This window comes from Streptomyces colonosanans (assembly GCF_001866645.1).
Taxonomy (GTDB): domain Bacteria; phylum Actinomycetota; class Actinomycetes; order Streptomycetales; family Streptomycetaceae; genus Streptomyces; species Streptomyces colonosanans.
In genome coordinates, this window is record NZ_MLYP01000003.1 from 23726 (window position 1) to 44728 (window position 21003).

Here is a 21003-nt window from a genome sequence, read left to right on the forward strand (position 1 = left end):
ACCGGCCCTCACACAGGCTGTCCGAACAGCTCCCGCAGGACGTCCTCCATCGTCACCAGCCCCGCCAGCCGTCCGTCCGCGCCCAGGACCGCCGCCAGATGCGTACGGCTGCCGCGCATCGCCGTGAGTACATCGTCCAGGGGCGTGTTCTCCCGCACCCGTGCGACGGGACGCATGTCGCGCAGCCGGAACGGCGCGTCCCGTGGTGAGGCGTCCAGCGCGTCCTTGACGTGCAGATAGTTGATGATTCTCCGGCCCTCGTCCACGACCGGGAAGCGCGAGAAGCCGGACTCGGCCGACAGCTGCTCCAACTGCTCCGGAGTGATGCCCACGCGCGCGTAGACGACGCGTTCCAGCGGCACCACCACGTCGCGCACGGGGCGGCGGCCCAGTTCCAGGGCGTCGTGCAACCGCTCCAGTGCTCGCTCGTCGATGAGCCCGGCCTCGCCGGAGTCCCTGACCAGGCGCGCCAGCTCGTCGTCCGAGAAGGTGGCTGTGACCTCGTCCTTCGTTTCCACGCCCAGCAGCGCGAGCAGCCTGTTCGCAAGGGCGTTCACCGTGAAGATCACCGGGCGCAGCACCCGGGACAGTTCGACCAGCGGCGGCACGAGCAGCAGCGCCAGGCGTACCGGCTCCGCGAGTGCCACGTTCTTCGGCACCAGCTCGCCGAACAGCATGTGCAGATACGTCGCGAGGGCCAGCGCGATCACGAACGACACAGCGCGGCCTGCGTTCGGGGGGATGCCCACCGTGTGGAACAGCGGTTCCAGCAGGTGCGCGATCGCGGGCTCGGTGACCACGCCGAGGACCAGGGTGCACAGGGTGACGCCGAGCTGCGCGGCGGCCAGCAGCGCCGACACGTGCTCCAGGCCCCACAGGACGAGCCGGGCCCGCCGGTCGCCCGTCTCGGCGTGCAGCTCGATCTGGCTGCGGCGGACGGAGATCAGTGCGAACTCGGCGCCGACGAAGAAGGCGTTCACGATGAGCGTCAGCAGACCGATCAGCAGCTGGGCGAGGGTCACCGTTCCCCCTCCCCGTCGGGGGGTGGTGCGTGCATGAGCACGCGCGCCGCCCTGCGGCCGGAGGTGTCCATCACGTCGAGGCGCCATCCGGCGACCACGACGGTGTCGCCCTCGGCCGGGATACGGCCGAGTTCGGTGGCGACGAGGCCGGCCAGGGTCTCGTACGGGCCCTCGGGCACCCGCAGCCCGACGCGTGCCAGCTGGTCGACGCGGGCCGAGCCGTCGGCCGAGTACAGCGCCCGGCCTGCCGCGTCCGTGCCGGCCGGGGCCAGATCGGGTGTCCACTGTGGGTCGTGCTCGTCGCGCACCTCGCCGACGACCTCCTCGACGATGTCCTCCAGCGTGGCGACCCCGGCGGTGCCGCCGTACTCGTCGATGACGACGGCCATCGTGTGCTTGCCGGAGAGCCGGTCCAGCAGCCGGTCGACGGTGAGGCTCTCCGGGACGAACAGCGGGTCGCGCATCACCTGGACGACCGAGTGGTGGGGCCGTGCCTCGGCGGGCACTGCCACGACGTCCTTGATGTGTGCGGTGCCGACGACGGTGTCGAGGTTGTCGCGGTAGACGGGGAAGCGCGACAGACCCGTCGCGCGCGTCGCGTTCGCCAGGTCCTCGCAGGTCGCCTGGGCGTCGAGGGCGATGACCTGGACACGCGGGGTCATCACGTTCTCCGCGGTCAGGTCGGCGAGGTTGAGGGTGCGGACGAACAGCTCGGCGGTGTCCGCCTCCAGCGCGCCCTCCTTCGCGGAGTGCCGGGCGAGCATCACCAGCTCCTGGGGGCCGCGCGCGGAGGCCAGCTCCTCGGCGGGTTCGATGCCGAGATGGCGCAGGACGCGGTTGGCCATGTTGTTCAGATGCCCGATGAACGGGCGGAACGCGGTGCTGAACCAGCGCTGCGGAGTGCCCACCCGCTTGGCCACGGCCAGGGGTGAGGAGAGCGCCCAATTCTTGGGCACCAGCTCGCCGACCACCATGAGGAAGATGGTCGACAGACCCGTGCCGAGGGCGAGGGCGAGGGACGCGGAGGTGGCGGGCGCCAGGCCCAACGACTTCAACGGGCCCGCGATCAGCTTGGCGATCGACGGCTCGGAGAGCATGCCGACCACCAGGTTGGTGACGGTGATCCCGAGCTGGGCGCCGGAGAGCTGGAAGGTCAGGCTCCGTACGGATTTCAGGGCGCCCGCCGCACCGCGCTCGCCGCGCTCCGCGGCGTGCTCCAGCTCGCTGCGCTCGACCGTGGTGAGTGAGAACTCGGCCGCGACGAAGCCACCGCAGGCGAGCGAGAGCAGGATCGCCACCAGCAGGAGGAGCACTTCGGTCATCGGGTCACCTCCGTCCCAGGATCGTCCAGGGACGCGACGACCGCGCGATGTCGGTAGGGGGAGGGTCGCCCGTCGGGGAACGCTCACGCCCTTCCATGGTGGAGCTCGACCCCCTCATGGTAAAGCTCTCGTAAAGCGGGTCAGTGTGCGAAGGGCTTGACCCAGCGCCGCCACTGCTCCTCGGGCGCATACCCCGCGGCCCGCCACGCGTGATGAGCCCTCTCGTTGCGCTCCAGGACCATCGCGTCCCCGCGGCGCCCCCCGAGCCGTACGAACCGCTCCGCCGCGGCGGCCAGCAGCGCCGAGCCGATTCCGAGTCGGCGCCGCTCGGGGTGGACGGCGAGCCGGTACAGATGGCACCGCCAGCCGTCGAAGCCCGCGATCACCGTGCCGACCAGCTCGCCGTCCCTCCCCCAAGGTCTCGACTCCGCTCGACCAGGGGGGACCCCCATCGCCAGGATCAGCGCCTCGGGGTCGCGGGCGACCAGCCGCGCCACGCCGTCCCGGTCGTCGCTGATGCTCGTGCCCTCGGCTGCCGCCTTCCAAAAGCTCAGCACGGCGTCGAGGTCCTCGGGCCCGGCGGCTCGTATCCGCAGATCAGTTAGTCATGCGGCGATCACATCATGCGCCGTGATCTCGGGCCTGCAATTCCAGCATGGGGACTCAAGGGCATGGGGACTCAAGGGCATGCGGACTCAATGACGTGCCGGGTGCGTCATTCGTGCGCGATGGCCGCCAGCACGTTCATCCGCGACGCACGCAGCGCGGGCAGCAGCGCCGCCACCACCCCCACCACGGCCGAACCCACCACCACGGCGACGATCGTGCCCCACGGGATGGCCAGCGCCTTCATACCCTTCAGCGCGAGGACCTGCTGCGCGCACACGCCCCACACGAGGCCCAGCGCCAGCCCGAGCACCGCCCCGAAGACGGCGATCACCACCGCCTCCAGCCGGATCATCCGGCGAAGCTGTCGCCGGGCGAGCCCGATGGCGCGCAGCAGCCCGATCTCACGGGTGCGCTCGACGACCGACAGGGCCAGGGTGTTGACCACCCCGAGCACCGCGATGACGATCGCCAGGCCGAGCAGCGCGTACACGAGGTAGAGCAGCACGGCGATCTGGTCGTGCACCAGTTTCTTGTAGTCGGCCTGGTCGCGGACCTGGACCTGGGGGTACGCGTCGAGGGTCTTCTCCAGACGGGTCCGCAACCGGTCCTTGAGCCTGCCGGGCGCGGCGTTGACGTACAGCACGGAGTCCTGTCCGCCCGGCACATACTTCTCGAGCGTCGCCATCCCGAAGAACAGCCCGCCCTGCACGCCGAAGCCCTGCGCCCCGCCCTGGTCAGTGAGCGCGCCGACTTTCAGGTCGGTGCGGCGTCCGCCCGGGAACTGGACGGGGATCGTGCTGCCGAGGTGGACACCGTGGTCCCTTGCGAACCTCACGTCCATGGCGACGGCGCCGTCCGTGAGCGCCCTGGCCGTGTTTCCCTGGGCATAGGTGATGTGGGCGACGTCGTCGAGCTGCGGATCGTAGCTCCCGGCGATGGTCTCGACGCGTTTGCCGTCCGGTAGCCGCACCGCCACGGCGGTGTGCCGCTCGCGGACGACGAGCCCGATGCCGTCGGCGGCGCGGACCCGGTCGGTGATCTCCCGCGGGAACGGGCGGAAGGTGCTGCTCTGCACCATGAAGTCGGCGCCCAGTGTCTTGTCGATCTGCTGGTCGAAGGACTTGGACATGGAGGTGCTCGCCACCGACATCCCGCCCACCAGGGCGAGCCCGACCATCAGGGCGGAGGCCGTGGCGCCGGTGCGGCGCGGATTGCGCAGGGCGTTGCGCTGGCTCATCCGCCCGACCGAGCCGAACAGCGCCGGGAAGGCAGCGCCCAGCACCCGGATCACCGGGCGTACCAGCAGGGGGCCGGCGATCACCGTCGCGACGAGCGTGAAGACCACGCCGATGCCGAGGAGGGAGGTGGCCGTCGCGACCCTCGTCGCCCGTGCCACGCCCGCCAGCGCGGCGACACCGAGTGCCCCGACGATCGCCCCCGCCACCGCGCGGACCTTCAACGGACGTCCCACACCGGCGACTTCCGCGTCCACCAGGGCCGCCATGGGGGAGACCGCGGCCGCCCGCCGGGCCGGGAGGTAGGCCGCCACGAAGGTGACGCCGACCCCGACGACATACGCCGAGACCGGAGTCACCCAGCCGATCACCATCTCGGTGGACCTGAGGTTCATACCGAACACGCTCATCAGCCGGATCAGCCCGGCCGCGAGCCCGATGCCGGCGGCGAGCCCGAGCGTCGAACCGGCCAGCCCCAGCAGCAGCGCTTCCGTCAGCACGGACCGGCGCACCTGCCGCCGGTCGGCGCCCAGGGCACGCAACAGGCCCAGTTCCCGGGTGCGCTGGGCGATGAGCATCGAGAACGTGTTGACGATGAGGAACACGCCCACGAGCACGGCGATGCCGGCGAATCCCAGCATCACGTACTTGATCACGTCGAGGAACGCGCCGAGCCGGTCGGTGTTGGACTTGGCCTGTTCGCTCGCGGTCCTCACGTCGTACGCGGACGAGGAGAGCGTGGCGACGATCCGCTGCTTGAGCCGGGCGTCGTCGACGCCGGGCGCCGCGTCCACCGAGATGCTCGTGGCCGCCGCGCGGTTGCCCAACAGCTTGGCCTGGGCGGTCGGGGTGTCCAGGAAGACCAGGGCGGCGCCCGGGTTGGTGGTGGTGAACGTGGCGATCCCGACGACCCGGACGGTGAACGAGCCGGGCTGCGCGAGGACCGTCAGCGTGTCCCCGATCCGTACGTTCCTGCGCCCGGCGGTGTCCGCGTCCACGAGCGCCTCGCCGGGGCCGCGCGGTGCGTGTCCGGAGGTGAGTTTCACCGGGCTGCGCTTGGTGACGTACCAGTTCTTGGCGATGGTGGGCGCGCCGGTGGTCGGTCCCACCGGGTCGCGCCTTCGGTCGACGACCGTGACGTCGCTGACCGCGACGTCCACATGGGCGGCCGCGACGCCGTTGACCTCGGCCACCCGTGCGGCCAGCGCCGCGGGCAGGGCCTCGGTGGCACCGGTGGGTAGCCGCGCGGCCAGGTCCTCCTTGGGGCTCACGGTCACATCGGCCGCCGTGGAGGCGAACAGCCGGTCGAAGGTCCGGGTGACCGTGTCCGAGAAGATCAGGCTGCCCGCGACGAACGCCACGGACAGCAGGACGGCCAGCGCCGACAGGGCCAGCCGTCCCTTGTGCGCGAGGAAACCGCGCAGTGTCGCCTTCAGCATGCTCGCCTCAGCTCAGTCCTCGTGACCAGCCGTGCCGTCGAAGGTTGCATCGGGGGTCTGGCGGCCTCCTCCGGCGAAGAGGCGCATGCGTTCGAGTACCGCCTCCGCCGTCGGCCGCTCCATCTCGTCCACGATCCGGCCGTCCGCAAGGAACAGCACCAGATCGGAGTGGGCGGCCGCGCCCGGGTCGTGGGTGACCATGACGACCGTCTGCCCCAGCTCGTCGACCGCCTCACGCAGGAAGCCCAGGACCTCGAGACCGGCCCGGGAGTCGAGATTGCCCGTCGGCTCGTCCGCGAAGATCAGCTCGGGGCGTGAGGCGAGCGCCCGCGCGCAGGCGACGCGCTGCTGCTGCCCGCCGGACAGCTGCGACGGCCGGTGTTTCAGCCGGTCGCGCAGGCCCAGCGTGTCGATGACCTGGTCCACCCACTGCTGGTCGGGTTCCTGACCGGCGATGTCCATGGGCAGCGTGATGTTCTCGGCCGCGTTGAGCGTCGGGATCAGATTGAAGGACTGGAACATGAAACCGATCCGGTCCCGGCGCAGCCGGGTCAGCTCGCGGTCCTTCAGCCCCGTGATCTCGGTGTCGCCGAGCCAGACCTGACCGGCCGAGGCGGTGTCGAGCCCCGCCAGGCAGTGCATCAGCGTGGACTTCCCCGAACCCGAGGGGCCCATGACCGCGGTGAAGCGGCCGCGCGCGATGTCCACGTCGACCGCATCGAGGGCGAGCACCGTCGTCTCGCCCGAGCCGTACGCCTTCGTCAGACCGCGTGCACGGGCGGCGAACCGGTCCGCCCCGGCACGGCCTGGGGCGTGCTCCGCAGCAGCAGTGGACAAGACCGCCTCCTCGGTCGTGGACGCCCCGGCGTCCCCGTCTTCGCTGTCTTGGCCGAGCGTAGTGTGATGTGCGGCGCACCCGGTATCCCCCAGAAGTCCACGCGCGTCTGCGCCACGGGTCGTGCCCCGGACACCCGGTTCAGCTCGCAGCGTCCCCCTGCTCGTCCCGCGCACGCCCGTCCTGCGGCCCGGCACCGACGGGCAGCACGGGCACCGTCCCGTCCCACCTCCCGCCGAGCCGGGGTGCCAGCCAGTCGGGTGCCCCGGCACGGAAGTCGGCGGGCGCGTACGCCCCGGCCCCCGCGGGCAGCGCGCCGAGCAACGGCGCCCCGGCCACCACCGGAAGATCCGCGAGGTTGCACCGTGCCGCGAGATCGGGTGCCTCGGGCCAGCTACCGATGACGACACCCGCCAAGTCCAGCCTTTGACGTCTGAGTTCACGGGCCGTCAGCTCGGTCGTGTTGAGCGTGCCGAGGCCCGCCGCTGCGACCACCACTACCGGCGCCGCCAGCAGCCGTGCAGCGTCCGCCAGGGTGCCACCCTCCTCGTCGAACCGCACGAGCAGCCCGCCCGCGCCCTCGACGAGCACCAGGTCGTGCTCGACGGCCAGTTTGGCGGCCGCCTCCGCCACCTCGTGCGGCCGCACCGGCGGCATCCCGGCACGCCGGGCCGCCGTGGCGGGCGCCAACGGCTCCGGATAGCGGCCGAGTTCGAGCGTGGTCAGCGCACCCGAGAGCCGGGCCACCTCGTCGGCGTCCCCGCGCTCGTCCGGACCCACGCCCGTCTGCGCCGGCTTGAGCACGGCCACGGACCGCCCCGCCGCGACCGCCACCGCGGCGACGGCGGCGGTCGTGACCGTCTTGCCGACCTCCGTGCCGGTCCCCGTGATCACCAGTACCGACATGTCATCCCTTCCGTGCCGCCGCGCACACCGCGCGGGCGATCCGTGCCACGTCCGCGTCATCGCTCACGTACGGCGGCATCGTGTAGACGAGGTCGCGGAACGGCCGCAGCCACACACCCTCCTGCACCGCGGCCCGCGTCGCCGCCGCCAGGTCCACCTCGTGGTCGAGCTGGACGACCCCGATGGCGCCGAGGACCCGCACCTCCCGCACCCCGGGCAGGGACGCCGCCTCCGCGAGCCCTTCCCGCAGCCCCGTCTCGATCCGCCTGACCTCCGACTGCCAGTCCTGGCCGAGCAGCAGGCCGAGCGAGGCGCAGGACACGGCGGCCGCCAGCGGATTGCCCATGAAGGTGGGACCGTGCGCGAGCACCGGCACCTCGCCCCGGGAGATCCCGTCGGCCACCCGCGGGGTGCACAGCGTCGCCGCCATGGTCAGGTAACCGCCGGTCAGCGCCTTGCCCACACACATCACATCCGGCGTCACCGCCGCATGGTCCGCGGCGAACAGCGCGCCGGTGCGCCCGAACCCCGTGGCGATCTCGTCGAAGACGAGCAACACGTCGTGCGCGTCGCACGCCTCGCGCAGCACCCGCAGATAGGCGGGGGAGTGGAACCGCATCCCGCCCGCGCCCTGCACCACAGGTTCGACGACCACCGCGGCCAGTTCGTCCGCGTGCCGTTCGACCATCGCGCGCAGATGGTCCGCGTACGACTCCTCGTACGCGGCCGGCGGCGCCTTGGCGAACACCTGCCGGGGCAGCACGCCTTGCCACAGCCCGTGCATCCCGCCCTCGGGGTCGCACACGGACATCGGGTTCCAGGTGTCGCCGTGGTAGCCGCCGCGCCAGGTCAGCAGGCGTTGCTTGCCGGGGCGGCCGAGCGAACGCCAGTACTGCAGGCACATCTTGACCGCGACCTCGACCGACACCGAACCGGAGTCCGCGAGGAAGACGTGCTCCAGCCCCTCGGGCGACATGTCGACAAGGAGCTTGGCGAGCCGGACGGCGGGCTCGTGGGTGAGCCCGCCGAACATCACATGGCTCATCCGCTCCAACTGGGCGCGCACGGCCTCGTTGAGCACCGGGTGGTTGTAGCCGTGGATCGCCGACCACCAGGACGACATGCCGTCGACGAGCTCGCCGCGGCCGTCAGCGAGCCGCAGGCGCACCCCGCTCGCCGACTCCACGACGAACGGCTCCTGGCGTCCGGGCATGGGACCGTACGGATGCCAGACGTGCCGCCGGTCCAGGGTCAGCAACTCGTCCAGGGGCAGCTCAGGCATTGGGCGCGAGATCCGTTCCGGCGCCCCGGCGGCGCACGGCGACCAGGTCCGTACGGGGCTCGCCCGCCTGCGGGTCGGGAGACGCGGCACCGGAACCACAGACGCCACCGCCCCCATGGGACCCGCATCCGGCCCTCTCGTGGGAGCCGCACCCGGCGCTCTCATGGGACCCGCACCCGCCCGCCGCCCGGTGCTCCGGCAGCGTCACCTGGTCCGCGCTCTCCACCTCGAACCCGGCGTCCGCGATCATCTCCAGGTCGGCCCGGCCCGCCTGACCCTCGCTGGTGAGGTAGTCACCGAGGAAGATCGAGTTGGCCAGGTGGAGCGCGAGCGGCTGCATCGTACGGAGGTGGACCTCACGGCCGCCCGCGATGCGCACCTCGACGTCCGGGCACACGAACCGCACCATCGCCAGGATCCGCAGACACCGCTGCGGGGTGAGGTTCCACTCCTTCGCGAGCGGCGTGCCCTCGAACGGGATCAGGAAGTTGACCGGAACCGAGTCCGGGTCCAGTGCGCGCAGCGAGAAGACCACGTCCACCAGGTCCTCGTCGGTCTCACCCATGCCCGCGATCAGGCCCGAGCAGGCGGACAGGCCGGCCGCGTGCGCCTTCCGCACGGTGTCGACCCGGTCGTCGTAGGTGTGCGTGGTGGTGATGTCGGCGTAGGTCGCCTCGGACGTGTTCAGGTTGTGGTTGTAGGCATCCGCGCCCGCGGCCCGCAACCGCTCGGCCTGGCCGTCGGAGAGCAGACCCAGGCAGGCGCACACCTCGACGTCCTCGTTCTGCTCCTTGATCGTCCGGATCGTCTCGGAGACCCGGTCCACGTCCCGGTCGGTGGGCCCGCGACCGCTCGCCACCAGGCAGACCCGCTTGGCACCGCCCGAGACGCCCGCCGCCGCGGCCTTCGAGGCGTCGTCCGGTTTGAGCCAGGTGTACTTGAGGATGTCCGCCTTCGAGCCGAGCCGCTGGGAGCAGTAGGAACAGTCCTCGGGGCACAGACCGGACTTCAGGTTGACGAGATAGTTGAGTTTCACCCGTCGCCCGAACCAGTGACGGCGCACCTTGGCGGCCGCCGCCACCACATCGAGCACATCGTCGTCGGACGTGGCGAGGACGGCGAGCGCCTCCTCGCGGGTCGGCGCCTCGCGCCGCAACCCCTTGTCCACCAGCGTGTTCAGCAGGTTCATGAGAGCCGATCCTGTCCTATGGGTGCACGTCGGGCCAAGGAGACTTCGCACAACAGGCACCGTTCGGGGTGTGGGTATCACCACACCCCGGACAGCCCGTCACGCCACTAGGGTCTGTGCACTGCCTACAAAAGCACCGGAGGACCCATGGCGTTCGGCTGGATCGACGAGCAGGCGCAGGCGCGTCGCCGGGCCGGACTCGTCCGCACCCTGCGCCCCCGCGCCGCGGACTCCCCGCTCCTCGACCTCGCCGGCAACGACTACCTGGGTCTCGCCCGCCACCCCGAGGTCACCGAGGGTGCGGCCCGGGCGGCTCGCCTGTGGGGCGGCGGCTCCACCGGCTCCCGGCTCGTCACCGGCACCACGGATCTGCACGGCGAACTGGAGCGCGAGCTGGCCGACTTCTGTGGCTTCGAGGCGGCCCTCGTCTTCTCCTCCGGCTACGCGGCCAACCTCGCGGCGGTCACCGCGCTGGCACCGCACGGCTCCCTGATCGTCTCCGACGCGGGCAACCACGCCTCGCTCATCGACGGCTGCCGCCTCGCGCGCGGCACCACTCAGGTCGTCGCGCACGCCGATCCCGACGCGGTCCGCAAGATACTCGGCACCCACCCAGGACCCGCAGTCCTGGTCTCCGACACGGTCTTCTCGGTGGACGGCGACGCGGCCCCACTGGCCGAACTGGCCGCCGCCTGCCGGGAGTCCGGCGCCGGAATGATCATCGACGACGCCCATGGCCTCGGCGTCCTCGGGACCGGCGGCCGGGGCGCCCCGCACGCGGCGGAGCTCGCGGGCGCGCCGGACGTGGTGGCGACGGTGACGCTGTCGAAGTCTCTGGGCAGCCAGGGCGGCGCCGTGCTCGGCCCGGCACCGGTGATCGACCATCTGGTCAACGCGGCCCGCACGTTCATCTTCGACACAGGGCTCGCCCCGGCCGCCACGGGCGCCGCACTCGCGGCGCTGCGCGTGCTGCGCCGCGAGCCGGAGCGCGCCGCACAGGCCCGCACGGTGGCGACTGCCCTGCACACCCGTCTCACGGCTGACGGTCACGAGGCGGTGCGGCCGGACGCCGCCGTCGTCTCGGTGCGGGCACCCTCCCCCGAGCAGGCGGTGGAGTGGGCGGCCGACTGCCGGGCGGCGGGAGTGGCGGTCGGCTGCTTCCGTCCGCCGTCGGTGCCCGACGGCATCTCGCGGCTGCGCCTGACCGCCCGTGCGGACCTCACCGACGAACAGATCGGGCACGCCGTGGGCGTGATCGGCGCAACGCGGCCCTGAGCCGGCACAACAGCCGTATGCCGTACGCCGCTACCCGGGCGACGCGTAGGAGAGTCCCTGAGGCGGTCACCGGGGCTGCTCCGGCGGTTCCCGGTCCGTCGCCGCTCCCGGGGCCGCCGGTGGCGTGAGCGCGGCGCGCCGCACCAGACGGGGCAGGACGACCCACAGCCCCACGCACACCAGGAACGTGCCCACACCGGCGGCGATCCCGGCATACCGGCCGAGCGACACATCCACCACCAGCAGCACCGCCCCGGTGAGGGTCAGCATCAGCACCCCCAGCCCGACCGTGGCGAGGCGGGAGGAGATCCGCACGATGACGGGCTTGATGCCCTGGTGGAAGAGCGCGCGGTGCAGCGCGGCGGGCGCCGTGAACAGGGCCGTGGCCACCACGGCGAGCAGGAGGGTCGTGACATAGGTGGCGCGCTGGACCGTGTCGAGGGACAGGAAACGCTGGGTGAAGGCCAGGGTCAGCAGGAACGCGAAGAGGATCTGCACCCCGTTCTGCGTGACGCGCACCTCCTGCAGCAACTCCGCGAAGTTGCGGTCGGCACGCTCCTGGGGCGTCTCGCGCCGCGCCGGGTGGGGACTTTGGTCGGCCATGGGGAACGAGTAACCGCTGCGGTCCCCCGCACGCCTCGTCGGGGTGACGGCGCACCGGCGCCGTCACCCCGACGGGCGGCTCAGCTGATCCGCCCGTACCACACGTTCTTCGTCCAGATCTTCTGGAGCCTGACCACGTCTCCGGTCTTCGGGGAGTGCCAGATCTTTCCCTTCCCGGCGTAGATGCCGACGTGGTAGACGGTCCGGCCCGAGTGGAAGAACACCAGGTCTCCGGCCCTGCGCTGCGAGACGGTGATGTGGCGCGTCTTGTTGTACTGCGCCGAGGCCGTGCGGGGCAGGCGCTTGCCCGCCTTCTTGTACGCGTAGAGCGTGAGCCCTGAGCAGTCGAAGCGACGCGGTCCGGTGGCGCCCCACTGGTACGCGGCCCCCTTCTTGGACGCCGCGATCTGGAGCGCCTTCGTCCCCGGCGAGGCGGGCGCCGCGCTCGCGACGGCCCCGGGGGCCACAATGCTGCCGCCGACGGCGGCGATGGTGAGAGCCGAGGCGGTACCGGCCCGGGTCAGGAGCGACGGGACACGATTGAGCGCAGTCATGCGCAACCCTTCGTCAGCCGCCTGTGAAGGATGACCTGTCGGATTCGGGCTGGCGAAGTAGCCCGGCCGCTCGCGCGGCTTCACCCCAAGGACCGTCCGGATCTCTCCGGCGGCCCGCCTTGCTGGGTCCTCCACTCCTGCCGATCCACTCCTGTCGACCGGACATCCGGGTGGCGGCAGGACTCGGCGTCCGCCCGGACCGCCCCGCCGCGGTGGCGGGGGCTTGTCGTCAGCAAGGGATCTTCACGCAAGGAAGTCCGAAAATCACAATGGAATCGGGATTTTGTGGTGTTCCTCACCACTCACCCGTTCGGGTTTACGCTGCTGCGTTCTAGGGGTGTTGAGGGGTGCGCGAGGCCCGGACCTGCATCGCAGTGTCCCGTGTCGCCTAGGGGGCAGGCACGTTGAGCGACTTTTCCGGTTTCCCGGAGGGGGGAGGGTCTACTTCGGTCGGGGGTAAGCCATTTGGTGCGTTTGAATCGGGTCGTGTCGTGATACGGCGACGAGTTGACCGCCCGTCAGTCTGCTCCGGGCGGCACGGTGAGACGAGCCGTGCGGCGTTCGCCGTCGAGGACGCGCAGGGCCCGGGTGAGGGTCGGGCCGTGCAGTTCACTCTCCCCGCGCTGGTGCATCAGTGCCAGTGCGTCCCGCAGCGCCGCCGCCTTGCTCACCAGGGCCTGGGCGGCGCGCAGTCCTCGGTAGGTGTCCCCGGAGCGCGCGGGGTTGATGCGGCCGAGCAGGTCGACCACATCGAGGTAGCCGTCGATCAACTCCGCCTCGGCGCGGGTCAGCGCGGGCAGCGGGGGAAGTTCGGGCAGCACCTGCGGCTCACCTCGCGCCGGGGGTGGTGCGCGACGTCTTGCGGCTCGGAATGACGCGGTCGACCAGTCCGTACTCCACCGCTTCCCGCGCGTCGAGGATCTTGTCCCGCTCGATGTCGGCGGCGATCCGCTCCGGGCTCTGCCCGGTGTGCCGTGCGAGCATCTCCTCCAGTTGCCTGCGGGTGCGTGTCAACTCCTCGGCCTGGATGAGCAGATCACTGGTCTGCCCCTGCACGGGCTCCGGCAGGGACGGCTGGTGGATCAGTACACGCGCGCCGGGCAGTGCGAACCGCTTGCCGGGGGTGCCTCCGGCGAGCAGTACGGCCGCGGCCGACGCCGCCTGGCCGAGGCAGATCGTCTCCACATCGCACCCCACGAACTGCATCGTGTCGTAGATCGCGGTCATCGCGCTGAACGAGCCGCCGGGAGAGTTGATGTACAGCGAGATGTCCCGGTCCGGATCCAGGTACTCCAGGTGCATGAACTGCGCCATCACATCATTCGCCGCCGTGTCGTCGACCGGTGTCCCCAGGAACACGATCCGCTCGTCCAGCAGCTTCGCGTACGGATCAAGGGTCCGGTGCCCGTAGCCGGTGCGCTCGGTGAACTCGGGCAGGACATGGCGGGCGGACGGTCGGATCATGGCTCGCGCCTCCTCGGATTCGTTCCTGTAAAAAATGTACAGGACGTACGTTCTGGCAAGAGGTGGAGCAAGCTGAGAGCGAACACGCAAGACGTCCCTGCGGGCGGGATCTTCCGCCCAGAGGGCTGGTCAGAGCATCGGACTAAGCTGGACGACATGGCCTACGAGATTTCGGTGACGCAAGCCAGGGCTGAGTTCGCCGACCTGATCAACCGCGTCGTGTACGGCGGCGAGCGCGTCGTCGTGACACGGCACGGAAAGCCTCTCGTCGCCCTGGTCTCCGCTGCCGACCTCGAGCGGCTCGCCGCACTGGACGCCGAGGAGGAGCAGGTGATCAGCTCGGTCTCCAGCGTCCGCGAGGTGGCCTCGACGCCGCGCGAGCGACGCCGCTTCGGCATCGCCGCGGAGCACCGGAGGCCGGGCACGTCCTGACGGCGGCCGTTCGGGAGTACGGGCCCCGACGCCGCGCCCCGGCGGCGCGGTGGGCCGGGTACGCGAGAGCGGAGGCGGCAGGACCGCGTACCGTTCCCGCGAACTGCGCTGGCTTCCGGAGTAGTTGATCCCCTCACAACACGGCTACGAGAGGCAGCCCGCACTCGACCGAGCGGTGACCAGGTGGGCCGTGCACTCCGGTGGACGGGACGCGCCCGCCGTGCCGGCCGGACAACGGATGCATCGACAACTCGCCGTCCTGCAGTCTGAGTTCGATCAGGCATTTACGCGGCCTCCGGGGGAGTGCACCGCCCTCACTCCGCCCGCCGCCCCCGACGTGCTGCGGATGCGCCGTGTCCCGGACGGGGCGTCACACGACGTCGGCTGAACGGAACTCTCCGCTCAACGGACAACCGTGTACCGCTTATCGGATTGGTAAAGAAGCCAGGTTCCCCTCTGTTCCGGCGACCTGACAGCAGAAAGGATCCCCGTACCAATCGAAACGATGTGCGGGGAGGTCCCACTTGAGGGGAATCACACCGACGAGACGAGCGACCGCGCTCGGCTCTGCGGGGGCGCTCGTCACTGCCACGCTGATAGCCGGCGCCATGGCCGCGCCGTCGGCCGCAGCCGACTCGGGCCAAGGTCAGGACCGTGAGGCGCGCGGTGTAGCGATCGCCGCCGAGCGGGCCGCCAAGACCGGGGTCGACTGGCTGCAGAACTGTCCGGCCGACTGGCGGCTGGCGAAGGACATCGAGTGCGGCTGGGTGACCGTTCCGCTCGACTATGCCCACCCGGACGGCAAGCAGATCAAGCTCGCCGTCGACCGGATCAAGAGCACGGGCACCGACGATGAGCGCCAGGGCGCCCTCGTCTACAACCCGGGCGGCCCCGGCGGCTCCGGGCTGCGCTTCCCGCTCCGGGTCACCAACAAGAGCGCCGTCTGGGCCAACGTGGCGAAGGCGTACGACTTCGTCGGCTTCGATCCGCGCGGTGTCGGCCACTCGGCGCCCATCTCCTGTGCCGACCCCCAGGAGTTCGCGGCGGGGCCCAAGGCGGACCCGGTGCCCGACTCCGAGGCGGACAAGCTCGCCCAGCGCAAGCTCGCCCGTGAGTACGCGGAGGGCTGCGCCGAGCGCACCGGCCTCGCGATGCTGCAGCAGATGACCACGCCCAACACCGCGCGCGACCTGGACGTCATTCGCGCCGCGCTCGGCGAGAAGAAGCTCAACTACCTGGGCGTTTCGTACGGCACGTACCTCGGCGCCGTCTACGGCACGCTCTTCCCGGGCCACGTCCGCCGCATGGTCGTCGACAGCGTGGTCAACCCCTCGCACGAGAAGATCTGGTACCAGGCCAACCTCGACCAGGACGTCGCCTTCAACGGCCGCTGGAAGGACTGGGAGAACTGGGTCGCGGCCAACGACGCCACCTTCCACCTGGGCACCACGCAGGCGGCGGTGGAGGCGAAGTGGCTCGAACTGCGCGCCACGGCGAAGAAGAACCCCATCGGCGGCGAAGTCGGCCCGGCCGAGCTGATCAACTTCTTCCAGAGCGCCCCGTACTACGACTCCTCGTGGGTGCCCGTCGCCACCGTCTTCAGCAAGTACGTCGCCGGTGACACCCAGGCGCTCATCGACGCCGCCGCGCCCGATCCGTCGGACACGGTGGGCAACATCGCCTCAGAGAACGGCAACGCCGTCTACACGGCCGTCGAGTGCACCGACGCCAAGTGGCCCACGAACTGGCAGAAGTGGGACCGGGACAACACCCGGCTCCACAAGGACTACCCGTTCATGACGTGGGCCAACGCCTGGATGAACCTGCCGTGCGCCACCTGGCCGGTCAAGCAGCAGACCCCGGTGAACGTGAAGACCGGTAAGGACCTGCCGCCCGTCCTGATCGTGCAGTCCACGCGTGATGCCGCGACGCCGTTCGCCGGTGCGGTCGAACTGCACCAGCGCTTCGAGGGCTCCCGCCTGATCATCGAGAAGGACGCGGGCTCCCACGGTGTGACCAACCTGGTCAACCCCTGCATCAACAGCCGGGTGAACACCTACCTGCTGACCGGTGAGACGGACAGCGCCGACGTGACGTGCACGCCGCACGCCACGCCGAAGCCGTAAGTCACCGCCAAGCGCGGGAGGAGGGGCGGCCGGATGCCCGGTCGCCCCTCCTCCCATGTGACCGACCGGCGCCGGCCTTCATGTCAACCGAGCGGCATCTTGGGGAACTTGCGCACCTTCTCCGCCTTCTGTGCGGCTTCCTCCGCCTTGACGTCCGCCGCGTACCGGTCGACGTACTCCTGCTCGGAGAGGGACATGATCGCGTACATGATCTCGTCGGTGACGGCCCGCAGGACGGCCTTCTCGTTCTCCAACCCGGCGTAACGGGAGAAGTCGAGGGGTTCGCCGAAACGGATCACCACGGAGCGCGGGCGGGGCATGACCTGGCCCGGCGGCTGGGCTTCGAAGGTGCCGATCATCGCGCAGGGAATCACGGGCACCTGAGCCCTCAGGGCCATCACCGCGACTCCGACCTTCCCCTTGTACAGGCGGCCGTCGTGCGAGCGCGTACCCTCCGGGTAGATGCCCAGCAACTCGCCCTTGCGCAGCACGCCGAGGCCCTCGCGGATCGCGGCCTGACCTGCCTCCTTCCCGGAGCGGTCCACCGGGATCTGCCCGATGTTGCGGAAGAACGCGGCCGTGAGGCGGCCCTTGACGCCGGGGCCGGTGAAGTACTCGGCCTTGGCGAGGAACGTGATACGGCGTTTGAGGATCGCCGGCATCAGGAAGTGGTCGGCGAAGGAGAGATGGTTGCCCGCGACGATGGCCGGCCCGGACGCCGGCACATGGCTCAGACCCTCGATGTGTGGCCGGAAGAGCAGTCTCAGCAGCGGTCCGAGAAGGACGTATTTGAGCAGGTAGTAGAACACGGCTCGCCCCTCACTCCGCCTCTGTCGGGCCGGGTCCCAAAGGTTACTCACCCCTGAGCGCCGGACGTCGAAGCGGCCGGGACCTGGGGTCGGGTACCGGCCGCTTCCGGATCGGCGGTGTGCTCGGGCGCGGCGGTGCCGTCGGCTGTGGTCCGGCGAGGCCCGCGCGGAAGTGTCTCCCGTCACCGGCGCTCGTCGTCCTCCTGCTCGGAAGGGGACTCGTCCGCCGGACGGCCGCGCTGCCGCTCCTCCTGCCGGTGCTGGCGCTCCTGTCGTGCCTGCTCCTGGGCGCCGAGGGTCTCCTCGGTCATGTCCTTGATATGGCCCGAGTCGTCCATGAAGCGATCACTTCTCCGGTCGATCATGTCGGTTCACTCCTCGATGACGGAGACAGGGGCCGTCACGCCCCCGATCAGCGTGGCACGAGTCGCATTTCCGTGCATACCGGTCAGATGAATGGTGTGAGGTGGTGGCCGACATCGCTCGGTGCCAGGTGAGCCCGCGCCGTGCGAGGGACCTCGCACCGCCACGTCCGGCGGGCCGTCGGCCGGAGCCGCCCGCGCGCCAGTAGCGTGCGCGCCGGAGGTGGGCCGACATGATGGTGCAGGTGGCGGTGTGCGGGCCGGGGCAGTGCGGCGAGCCCGAACGCACCCTCGCGTACGAGCTGGGCCGCATGCTCGCGGAACGGGGAGCCGCGGTGATCTGCGGCGGGCACGGCGGCGTGATGGCCGCCGTGGCGGCGGGCGCCCGGTCCCGCGACGGCCTGGTCGTCGGCGTGCTGCCGGGGGCCGATCGTGTCGGAGCCGGAGCGGATCTCAGCGTCGTGATCGCCACCGGTCTCGGGCAGGCACGCAACAGCGTGATCGTCCACAGCGCCGACGCCGTCGTCGTGGTCGGCGGATCCTGGGGCACTCTCTCGGAACTCGCCCTGGCCATGCGCCGCGGCGGCGTTCCCGTGATCCAGCTGGGCGACGGCTGGCGGCTGGTCGGCAGCGACGGGCGGGAAGTGCCCGGCGTACGGCACGCGCGGACACCTGCCGAAGCGCTGGACCTCACGCGGCTGTGGGAGTGAACCGCACCCCGGCCCGCGCGGTCGGCCGACGGCCAGAGCCGGAGCGGGGCTGACCACGCCCGCCCCGGCCACCGCGCCGCATCAGGCCATCAGCACCTTCTCCAGTGCCTCCAGCGCCGAGCGCAGCTCCTCGTCCGTGACCGTCAGCGGCGGCGCGAGGCGGATCGTGGAGCCATGGGTGTCCTTGACCAGGACGCCCTCGCGCATCAGGCGTTCGCTGATCTCGCGGCCCGTGCCGATCGCGGGGTCGACATCGACGCCCGCCCACAGGCCGCGTGCGCGGAATCCCACGACGCCCTTGCCGACGAGCGAGGCGAGGCCGTCGCGCAGCGCCACGCCCGCCTCGGCCGCCCTGCGCTGGAACTCACCCGTCCGAAGGAGGTCGACGACCGCCGAACCGACGGCCGCGGCGAGGGGGTTGCCGCCGAACGTCGACCCGTGCTCGCCCGGCCGCAGCACACCCAGGACGTCCCGGCGCGCGACGACCGCGGACACCGGCACGATCCCGCCGCCGAGCGCCTTGCCGAGCAGCAGAACGTCCGGCACGACCCCTTCGTGCTCCACCGCCAGGGTCGTGCCCGTGCGGCCGAGGCCCGACTGGATCTCGTCCGCGACGAACAGGCACCCGGCGCGGCGGGTGAGCTCGCGGACACCGGTGAGATAGCCCTCGTCGGGGATGATCACGCCCGCCTCGCCCTGGATGGGCTCGATCAGCACGGCGGCCGTCGTCTCGTCGACGGCCGCCTCCAGCGCGGCGAGATCGTTGTAGGGGACGATCCTGAAGCCCGGGGTGAACGGGCCGAAGCCCGAGCGGGCCGTCTCGTCCGTGGAGAAGCTGACGATCGTTGTCGTACGGCCGTGGAAGTTGTCGGCCGCCACCACGATCGTCGCCCGGTCGGCGGGCACGCCCTTGACCTCGTACGCCCACTTGCGGGCCACCTTGATGGCGCTCTCCACCGCCTCCGCGCCCGTGTTCATCGGCAGCACCATGTCCAGGCCCGTCAACTCGGCCAGCGACTCGGCGAATTCGGCCAGCTGGTCGTTGTGGAAGGCGCGGGAGGTGAGGGTCAGACGGTCCAGCTGGCGGTGGGCGGCCTCGATCAACACCGGGTTGCGGTGCCCGAAGTTGAGGGCCGAGTAGCCGGCGAGCATGTCGAGGTAGCGGCGGCCCTCGACGTCCTCCACCCAGGTGCCCTCGGCGCGGGCGACGACCACGGGCAGCGGGTGGTAGTTGTGCGCGAGGACCGGCTCCTCGGCGCGGATCAGCTCGGCGGACGAACGCGTACGAGCGGGTGCGGTCATGAACGCAGCTCCTGAGTGCAGCACTTGATGCCTCCGCCGGCCTTGTGGAACTCGGAGAGGTCGACGGGGACGGGGATGTATCCGCGGCGTGCGAGACGGTCGGCGAGGACGGTTGCCTCCGGCGAGATGAAGACGTGCAGGCCGTCCGAGACGGAGTTGAGGCCGAAGGCCAGGGCGTCCTCGCGGGTGGCGAGTACGGCGTCCGGGTACAGCCACTCCAGCACCTCGCGACTGCCCGGCGAGAACGCCTCCGGGTAGTACACGATGGTGTCGTCGTCGAGGACGAACAGCGCCGTGTCCAGGTGGTAGAAGTACGGGTCCACCAGCTCGAGGCTGATCACCGGGACCCCGAAGAACTCCTGCACCTCGCGGTGCGCCTCCCGTGTCGTACGGAAGCCGGTGCCGGCCAGGACGTACCGGCCCGCGGGGACCAGATCGCCCTCGCCCTCGACCACCGACTCGGGGCGGTGGACGTCGAAGCCCGCCGACTTGAACCAGGTGTCGTACGCGGTGGACTCCGGGCGGCGCTGCGGAGCGTGGAAGAGGGAGCCGAAGACCCGGCCCCGAAGGACGAGCGCGGAGTTGGCCGCGAACACCATGTCCGGCAGACCGGCCACCGGCTCCACGCTCTCCACGGTATGGCCGTGGGTGCGGTACGCGCTGATCAGCGTCCGCCACTGGCTCTGGGCGAGATCGACGTCGACCCGGACGTCGGGGTGCATCCAGGGATTGATCGCGTACTGCACGGCGAAGTGTCTGGGTTCACAGACGAGGAAGCGCCGCGGTTGCGGCAGACGGCTTTCGGGCACGGAAAGGCTCCTCCACTTCCTGTGGTACCGGCGGGGATTGACACCACGGTAGAAAGCGGAGGAGACGGTCGACAAGCAACTAAAGCTGCGTAGGTACGCAGGATTGCTGCGTCGTCAAGGAGGTCAGCGCACGTCTGCTGCGTCCCCCGGCGTGTCCTTCGGCGCGGGCTGACTGGCGCCCGCCTCCGGGCTCTCCGGGAGGAGATGGGTCAGCACCATGTAGCTGACCGTCTTCCGGATGAACGGCTGGGTACGGATCCGCTCCAGCACCTCCTCGAAGTGCTCCACGTCCGTCGCCCGCACATGCAGCAGCGCATCCGCGTCGCCGGTCACCGTCATCGCCGCGGTGATCTCCGGATGGTTGCGCACGACGTCTGCCAGCCGCCGGGGCGGCGCCGCCCCCTCGCAGTACACCTCGACGTACGCCTCCGTGCGCCAGCCCAGCGCCGACGGCTTCACCGTGGCCGTGAACCCGGTGATCACACCGGTCTCGCGCAGCCGGTCCACACGGCGTTTGACCGCGGTCGCGGACAGCCCGATGGTCGCGCCGATCTCCGCGAAGCTGCTTCTCGCGTTCGCCGTCAGCGCTGTGATGATCTTGCGGTCGAGTTCGTCGAACGCGGTCGGCCTGCTGCTCATGCCGGAACTGTAATCACAGCCGCGCAACCACTGTATTCAGCGAGAACGTCATGTTCCACGCATGTCCAGACGTACGGAT

The 21003-nt window shown here is 70.8% G+C and carries 21 protein-coding genes; 4 read left to right on the forward strand and 17 right to left on the reverse strand.

Going from position 1 to position 21003, the window contains the following annotated elements; translation table 11 throughout:
- Window positions 1–8: 8 nt before the first annotated feature.
- The 8 genes from BIV24_RS01025 to bioB form a co-directional block, all read right to left on the reverse strand.
- Complete coding sequence (locus tag BIV24_RS01025) at window positions 9–1022, reverse strand: hemolysin family protein (protein ID WP_071364175.1); 1014 nt, start codon at window positions 1020–1022, stop codon at window positions 9–11.
- A complete protein-coding gene (locus tag BIV24_RS01030) occupies window positions 1019–2344 on the reverse strand; it encodes a hemolysin family protein (RefSeq protein WP_071364176.1) in 1326 nt (441 codons plus the stop codon). The genes BIV24_RS01025 and BIV24_RS01030 overlap by 4 nt, the downstream gene beginning before the upstream one ends.
- A gap of 140 nt (window positions 2345–2484) precedes the next feature.
- Complete coding sequence (locus BIV24_RS01035) at window positions 2485–2940, reverse strand: GNAT family N-acetyltransferase (RefSeq protein WP_071364177.1); 456 nt, start codon at window positions 2938–2940, stop codon at window positions 2485–2487.
- A 119-nt stretch (window positions 2941–3059) separates the two neighbouring features.
- Window positions 3060–5627, reverse strand: a complete 2568-nt coding sequence (locus tag BIV24_RS01040) for an ABC transporter permease (protein ID WP_071364178.1) — start codon at window positions 5625–5627, stop codon at window positions 3060–3062.
- 12 nt (window positions 5628–5639) lie between these two features.
- On the reverse strand, window positions 5640–6464 hold the full coding sequence (locus BIV24_RS01045) for an ABC transporter ATP-binding protein (protein ID WP_071364179.1): 825 nt from the start codon (window positions 6462–6464) through the stop codon (window positions 5640–5642).
- 139 nt (window positions 6465–6603) lie between these two features.
- Window positions 6604–7368, reverse strand: a complete 765-nt coding sequence (gene bioD, locus BIV24_RS01050) for a dethiobiotin synthase (protein WP_079167931.1) — start codon at window positions 7366–7368, stop codon at window positions 6604–6606.
- A 1-nt stretch (window position 7369) separates the two neighbouring features.
- Window positions 7370–8650 carry an adenosylmethionine--8-amino-7-oxononanoate transaminase gene (locus BIV24_RS01055; protein WP_071364180.1) on the reverse strand — a complete coding sequence of 427 codons (1281 nt, stop codon included), beginning with the start codon at window positions 8648–8650 and terminating at the stop codon, window positions 7370–7372.
- Window positions 8643–9839, reverse strand: coding sequence for a biotin synthase BioB (gene bioB / locus BIV24_RS01060; RefSeq protein ID WP_071364181.1), 1197 nt, complete (start codon window positions 9837–9839; stop codon window positions 8643–8645). The genes BIV24_RS01055 and bioB overlap by 8 nt, the downstream gene beginning before the upstream one ends.
- Window positions 9840–9986: 147 nt before the next feature.
- Here bioB and BIV24_RS01065 point away from each other — a divergent pair, with 147 nt between their 5' ends.
- Entirely contained in the window at window positions 9987–11114 is a 1128-nt protein-coding gene (locus tag BIV24_RS01065; RefSeq protein ID WP_071364182.1) for an 8-amino-7-oxononanoate synthase, read from the forward strand.
- Between the two features lie 66 nt (window positions 11115–11180).
- On the opposite strand, the gene BIV24_RS01070 is transcribed toward BIV24_RS01065, so the two are convergent.
- The 4 genes from BIV24_RS01070 to BIV24_RS01085 all read right to left on the reverse strand — a co-directional run bounded on the left by BIV24_RS01070 (window position 11181) and on the right by BIV24_RS01085 (window position 13735).
- Window positions 11181–11717 (reverse strand): DUF6328 family protein, encoded by a 537-nt coding sequence (locus BIV24_RS01070; protein WP_071364183.1) that lies wholly within the window; start codon window positions 11715–11717, stop codon window positions 11181–11183.
- A gap of 80 nt (window positions 11718–11797) precedes the next feature.
- Window positions 11798–12271, reverse strand: coding sequence for a C40 family peptidase (locus tag BIV24_RS01075; protein ID WP_071364184.1), 474 nt, complete (start codon window positions 12269–12271; stop codon window positions 11798–11800).
- Window positions 12272–12789: 518 nt separating this feature from the next.
- On the reverse strand, window positions 12790–13092 hold the full coding sequence (locus tag BIV24_RS01080) for a hypothetical protein (protein ID WP_071364185.1): 303 nt from the start codon (window positions 13090–13092) through the stop codon (window positions 12790–12792).
- 7 nt (window positions 13093–13099) lie between these two features.
- On the reverse strand, window positions 13100–13735 hold the full coding sequence (locus BIV24_RS01085) for an ATP-dependent Clp protease proteolytic subunit (protein ID WP_071364186.1): 636 nt from the start codon (window positions 13733–13735) through the stop codon (window positions 13100–13102).
- Between the two features lie 156 nt (window positions 13736–13891).
- Here BIV24_RS01085 and BIV24_RS01090 point away from each other — a divergent pair, with 156 nt between their 5' ends.
- On the forward strand, window positions 13892–14167 hold the full coding sequence (locus BIV24_RS01090) for a type II toxin-antitoxin system Phd/YefM family antitoxin (protein ID WP_071364187.1): 276 nt from the start codon (window positions 13892–13894) through the stop codon (window positions 14165–14167).
- A 524-nt stretch (window positions 14168–14691) separates the two neighbouring features.
- Window positions 14692–16293 carry an alpha/beta hydrolase gene (locus tag BIV24_RS01095; protein WP_071364188.1) on the forward strand — a complete coding sequence of 534 codons (1602 nt, stop codon included), beginning with the start codon at window positions 14692–14694 and terminating at the stop codon, window positions 16291–16293.
- Between the two features lie 83 nt (window positions 16294–16376).
- On the opposite strand, the gene BIV24_RS01100 is transcribed toward BIV24_RS01095, so the two are convergent.
- Entirely contained in the window at window positions 16377–17102 is a 726-nt protein-coding gene (locus BIV24_RS01100; protein ID WP_071364189.1) for a lysophospholipid acyltransferase family protein, read from the reverse strand.
- Window positions 17103–17284: 182 nt separating this feature from the next.
- The gene (locus tag BIV24_RS01105; protein ID WP_071364190.1) at window positions 17285–17467 is read right to left on the reverse strand and encodes a hypothetical protein; all 183 of its coding nucleotides are present in this window, start codon (window positions 17465–17467) and stop codon (window positions 17285–17287) included.
- A 230-nt stretch (window positions 17468–17697) separates the two neighbouring features.
- Here BIV24_RS01105 and BIV24_RS01110 point away from each other — a divergent pair, with 230 nt between their 5' ends.
- A complete protein-coding gene (locus BIV24_RS01110; protein WP_071364191.1) occupies window positions 17698–18174 on the forward strand; it encodes a TIGR00725 family protein in 477 nt (158 codons plus the stop codon).
- 81 nt (window positions 18175–18255) lie between these two features.
- On the opposite strand, the gene rocD is transcribed toward BIV24_RS01110, so the two are convergent.
- The 3 genes from rocD to BIV24_RS01125 all read right to left on the reverse strand — a co-directional run bounded on the left by rocD (window position 18256) and on the right by BIV24_RS01125 (window position 20924).
- Window positions 18256–19476: an ornithine--oxo-acid transaminase gene (gene rocD / locus BIV24_RS01115; protein ID WP_071364192.1), complete on the reverse strand. Its 1221-nt coding sequence runs from the start codon at window positions 19474–19476 to the stop codon at window positions 18256–18258.
- Window positions 19473–20285: a dimethylargininase gene (gene ddaH / locus BIV24_RS01120; protein WP_071364193.1), complete on the reverse strand. Its 813-nt coding sequence runs from the start codon at window positions 20283–20285 to the stop codon at window positions 19473–19475. The genes rocD and ddaH overlap by 4 nt, the downstream gene beginning before the upstream one ends.
- A 123-nt stretch (window positions 20286–20408) precedes the next feature.
- On the reverse strand, window positions 20409–20924 hold the full coding sequence (locus BIV24_RS01125) for an Lrp/AsnC family transcriptional regulator (protein ID WP_071364194.1): 516 nt from the start codon (window positions 20922–20924) through the stop codon (window positions 20409–20411).
- Window positions 20925–21003 lie beyond the last annotated feature (79 nt).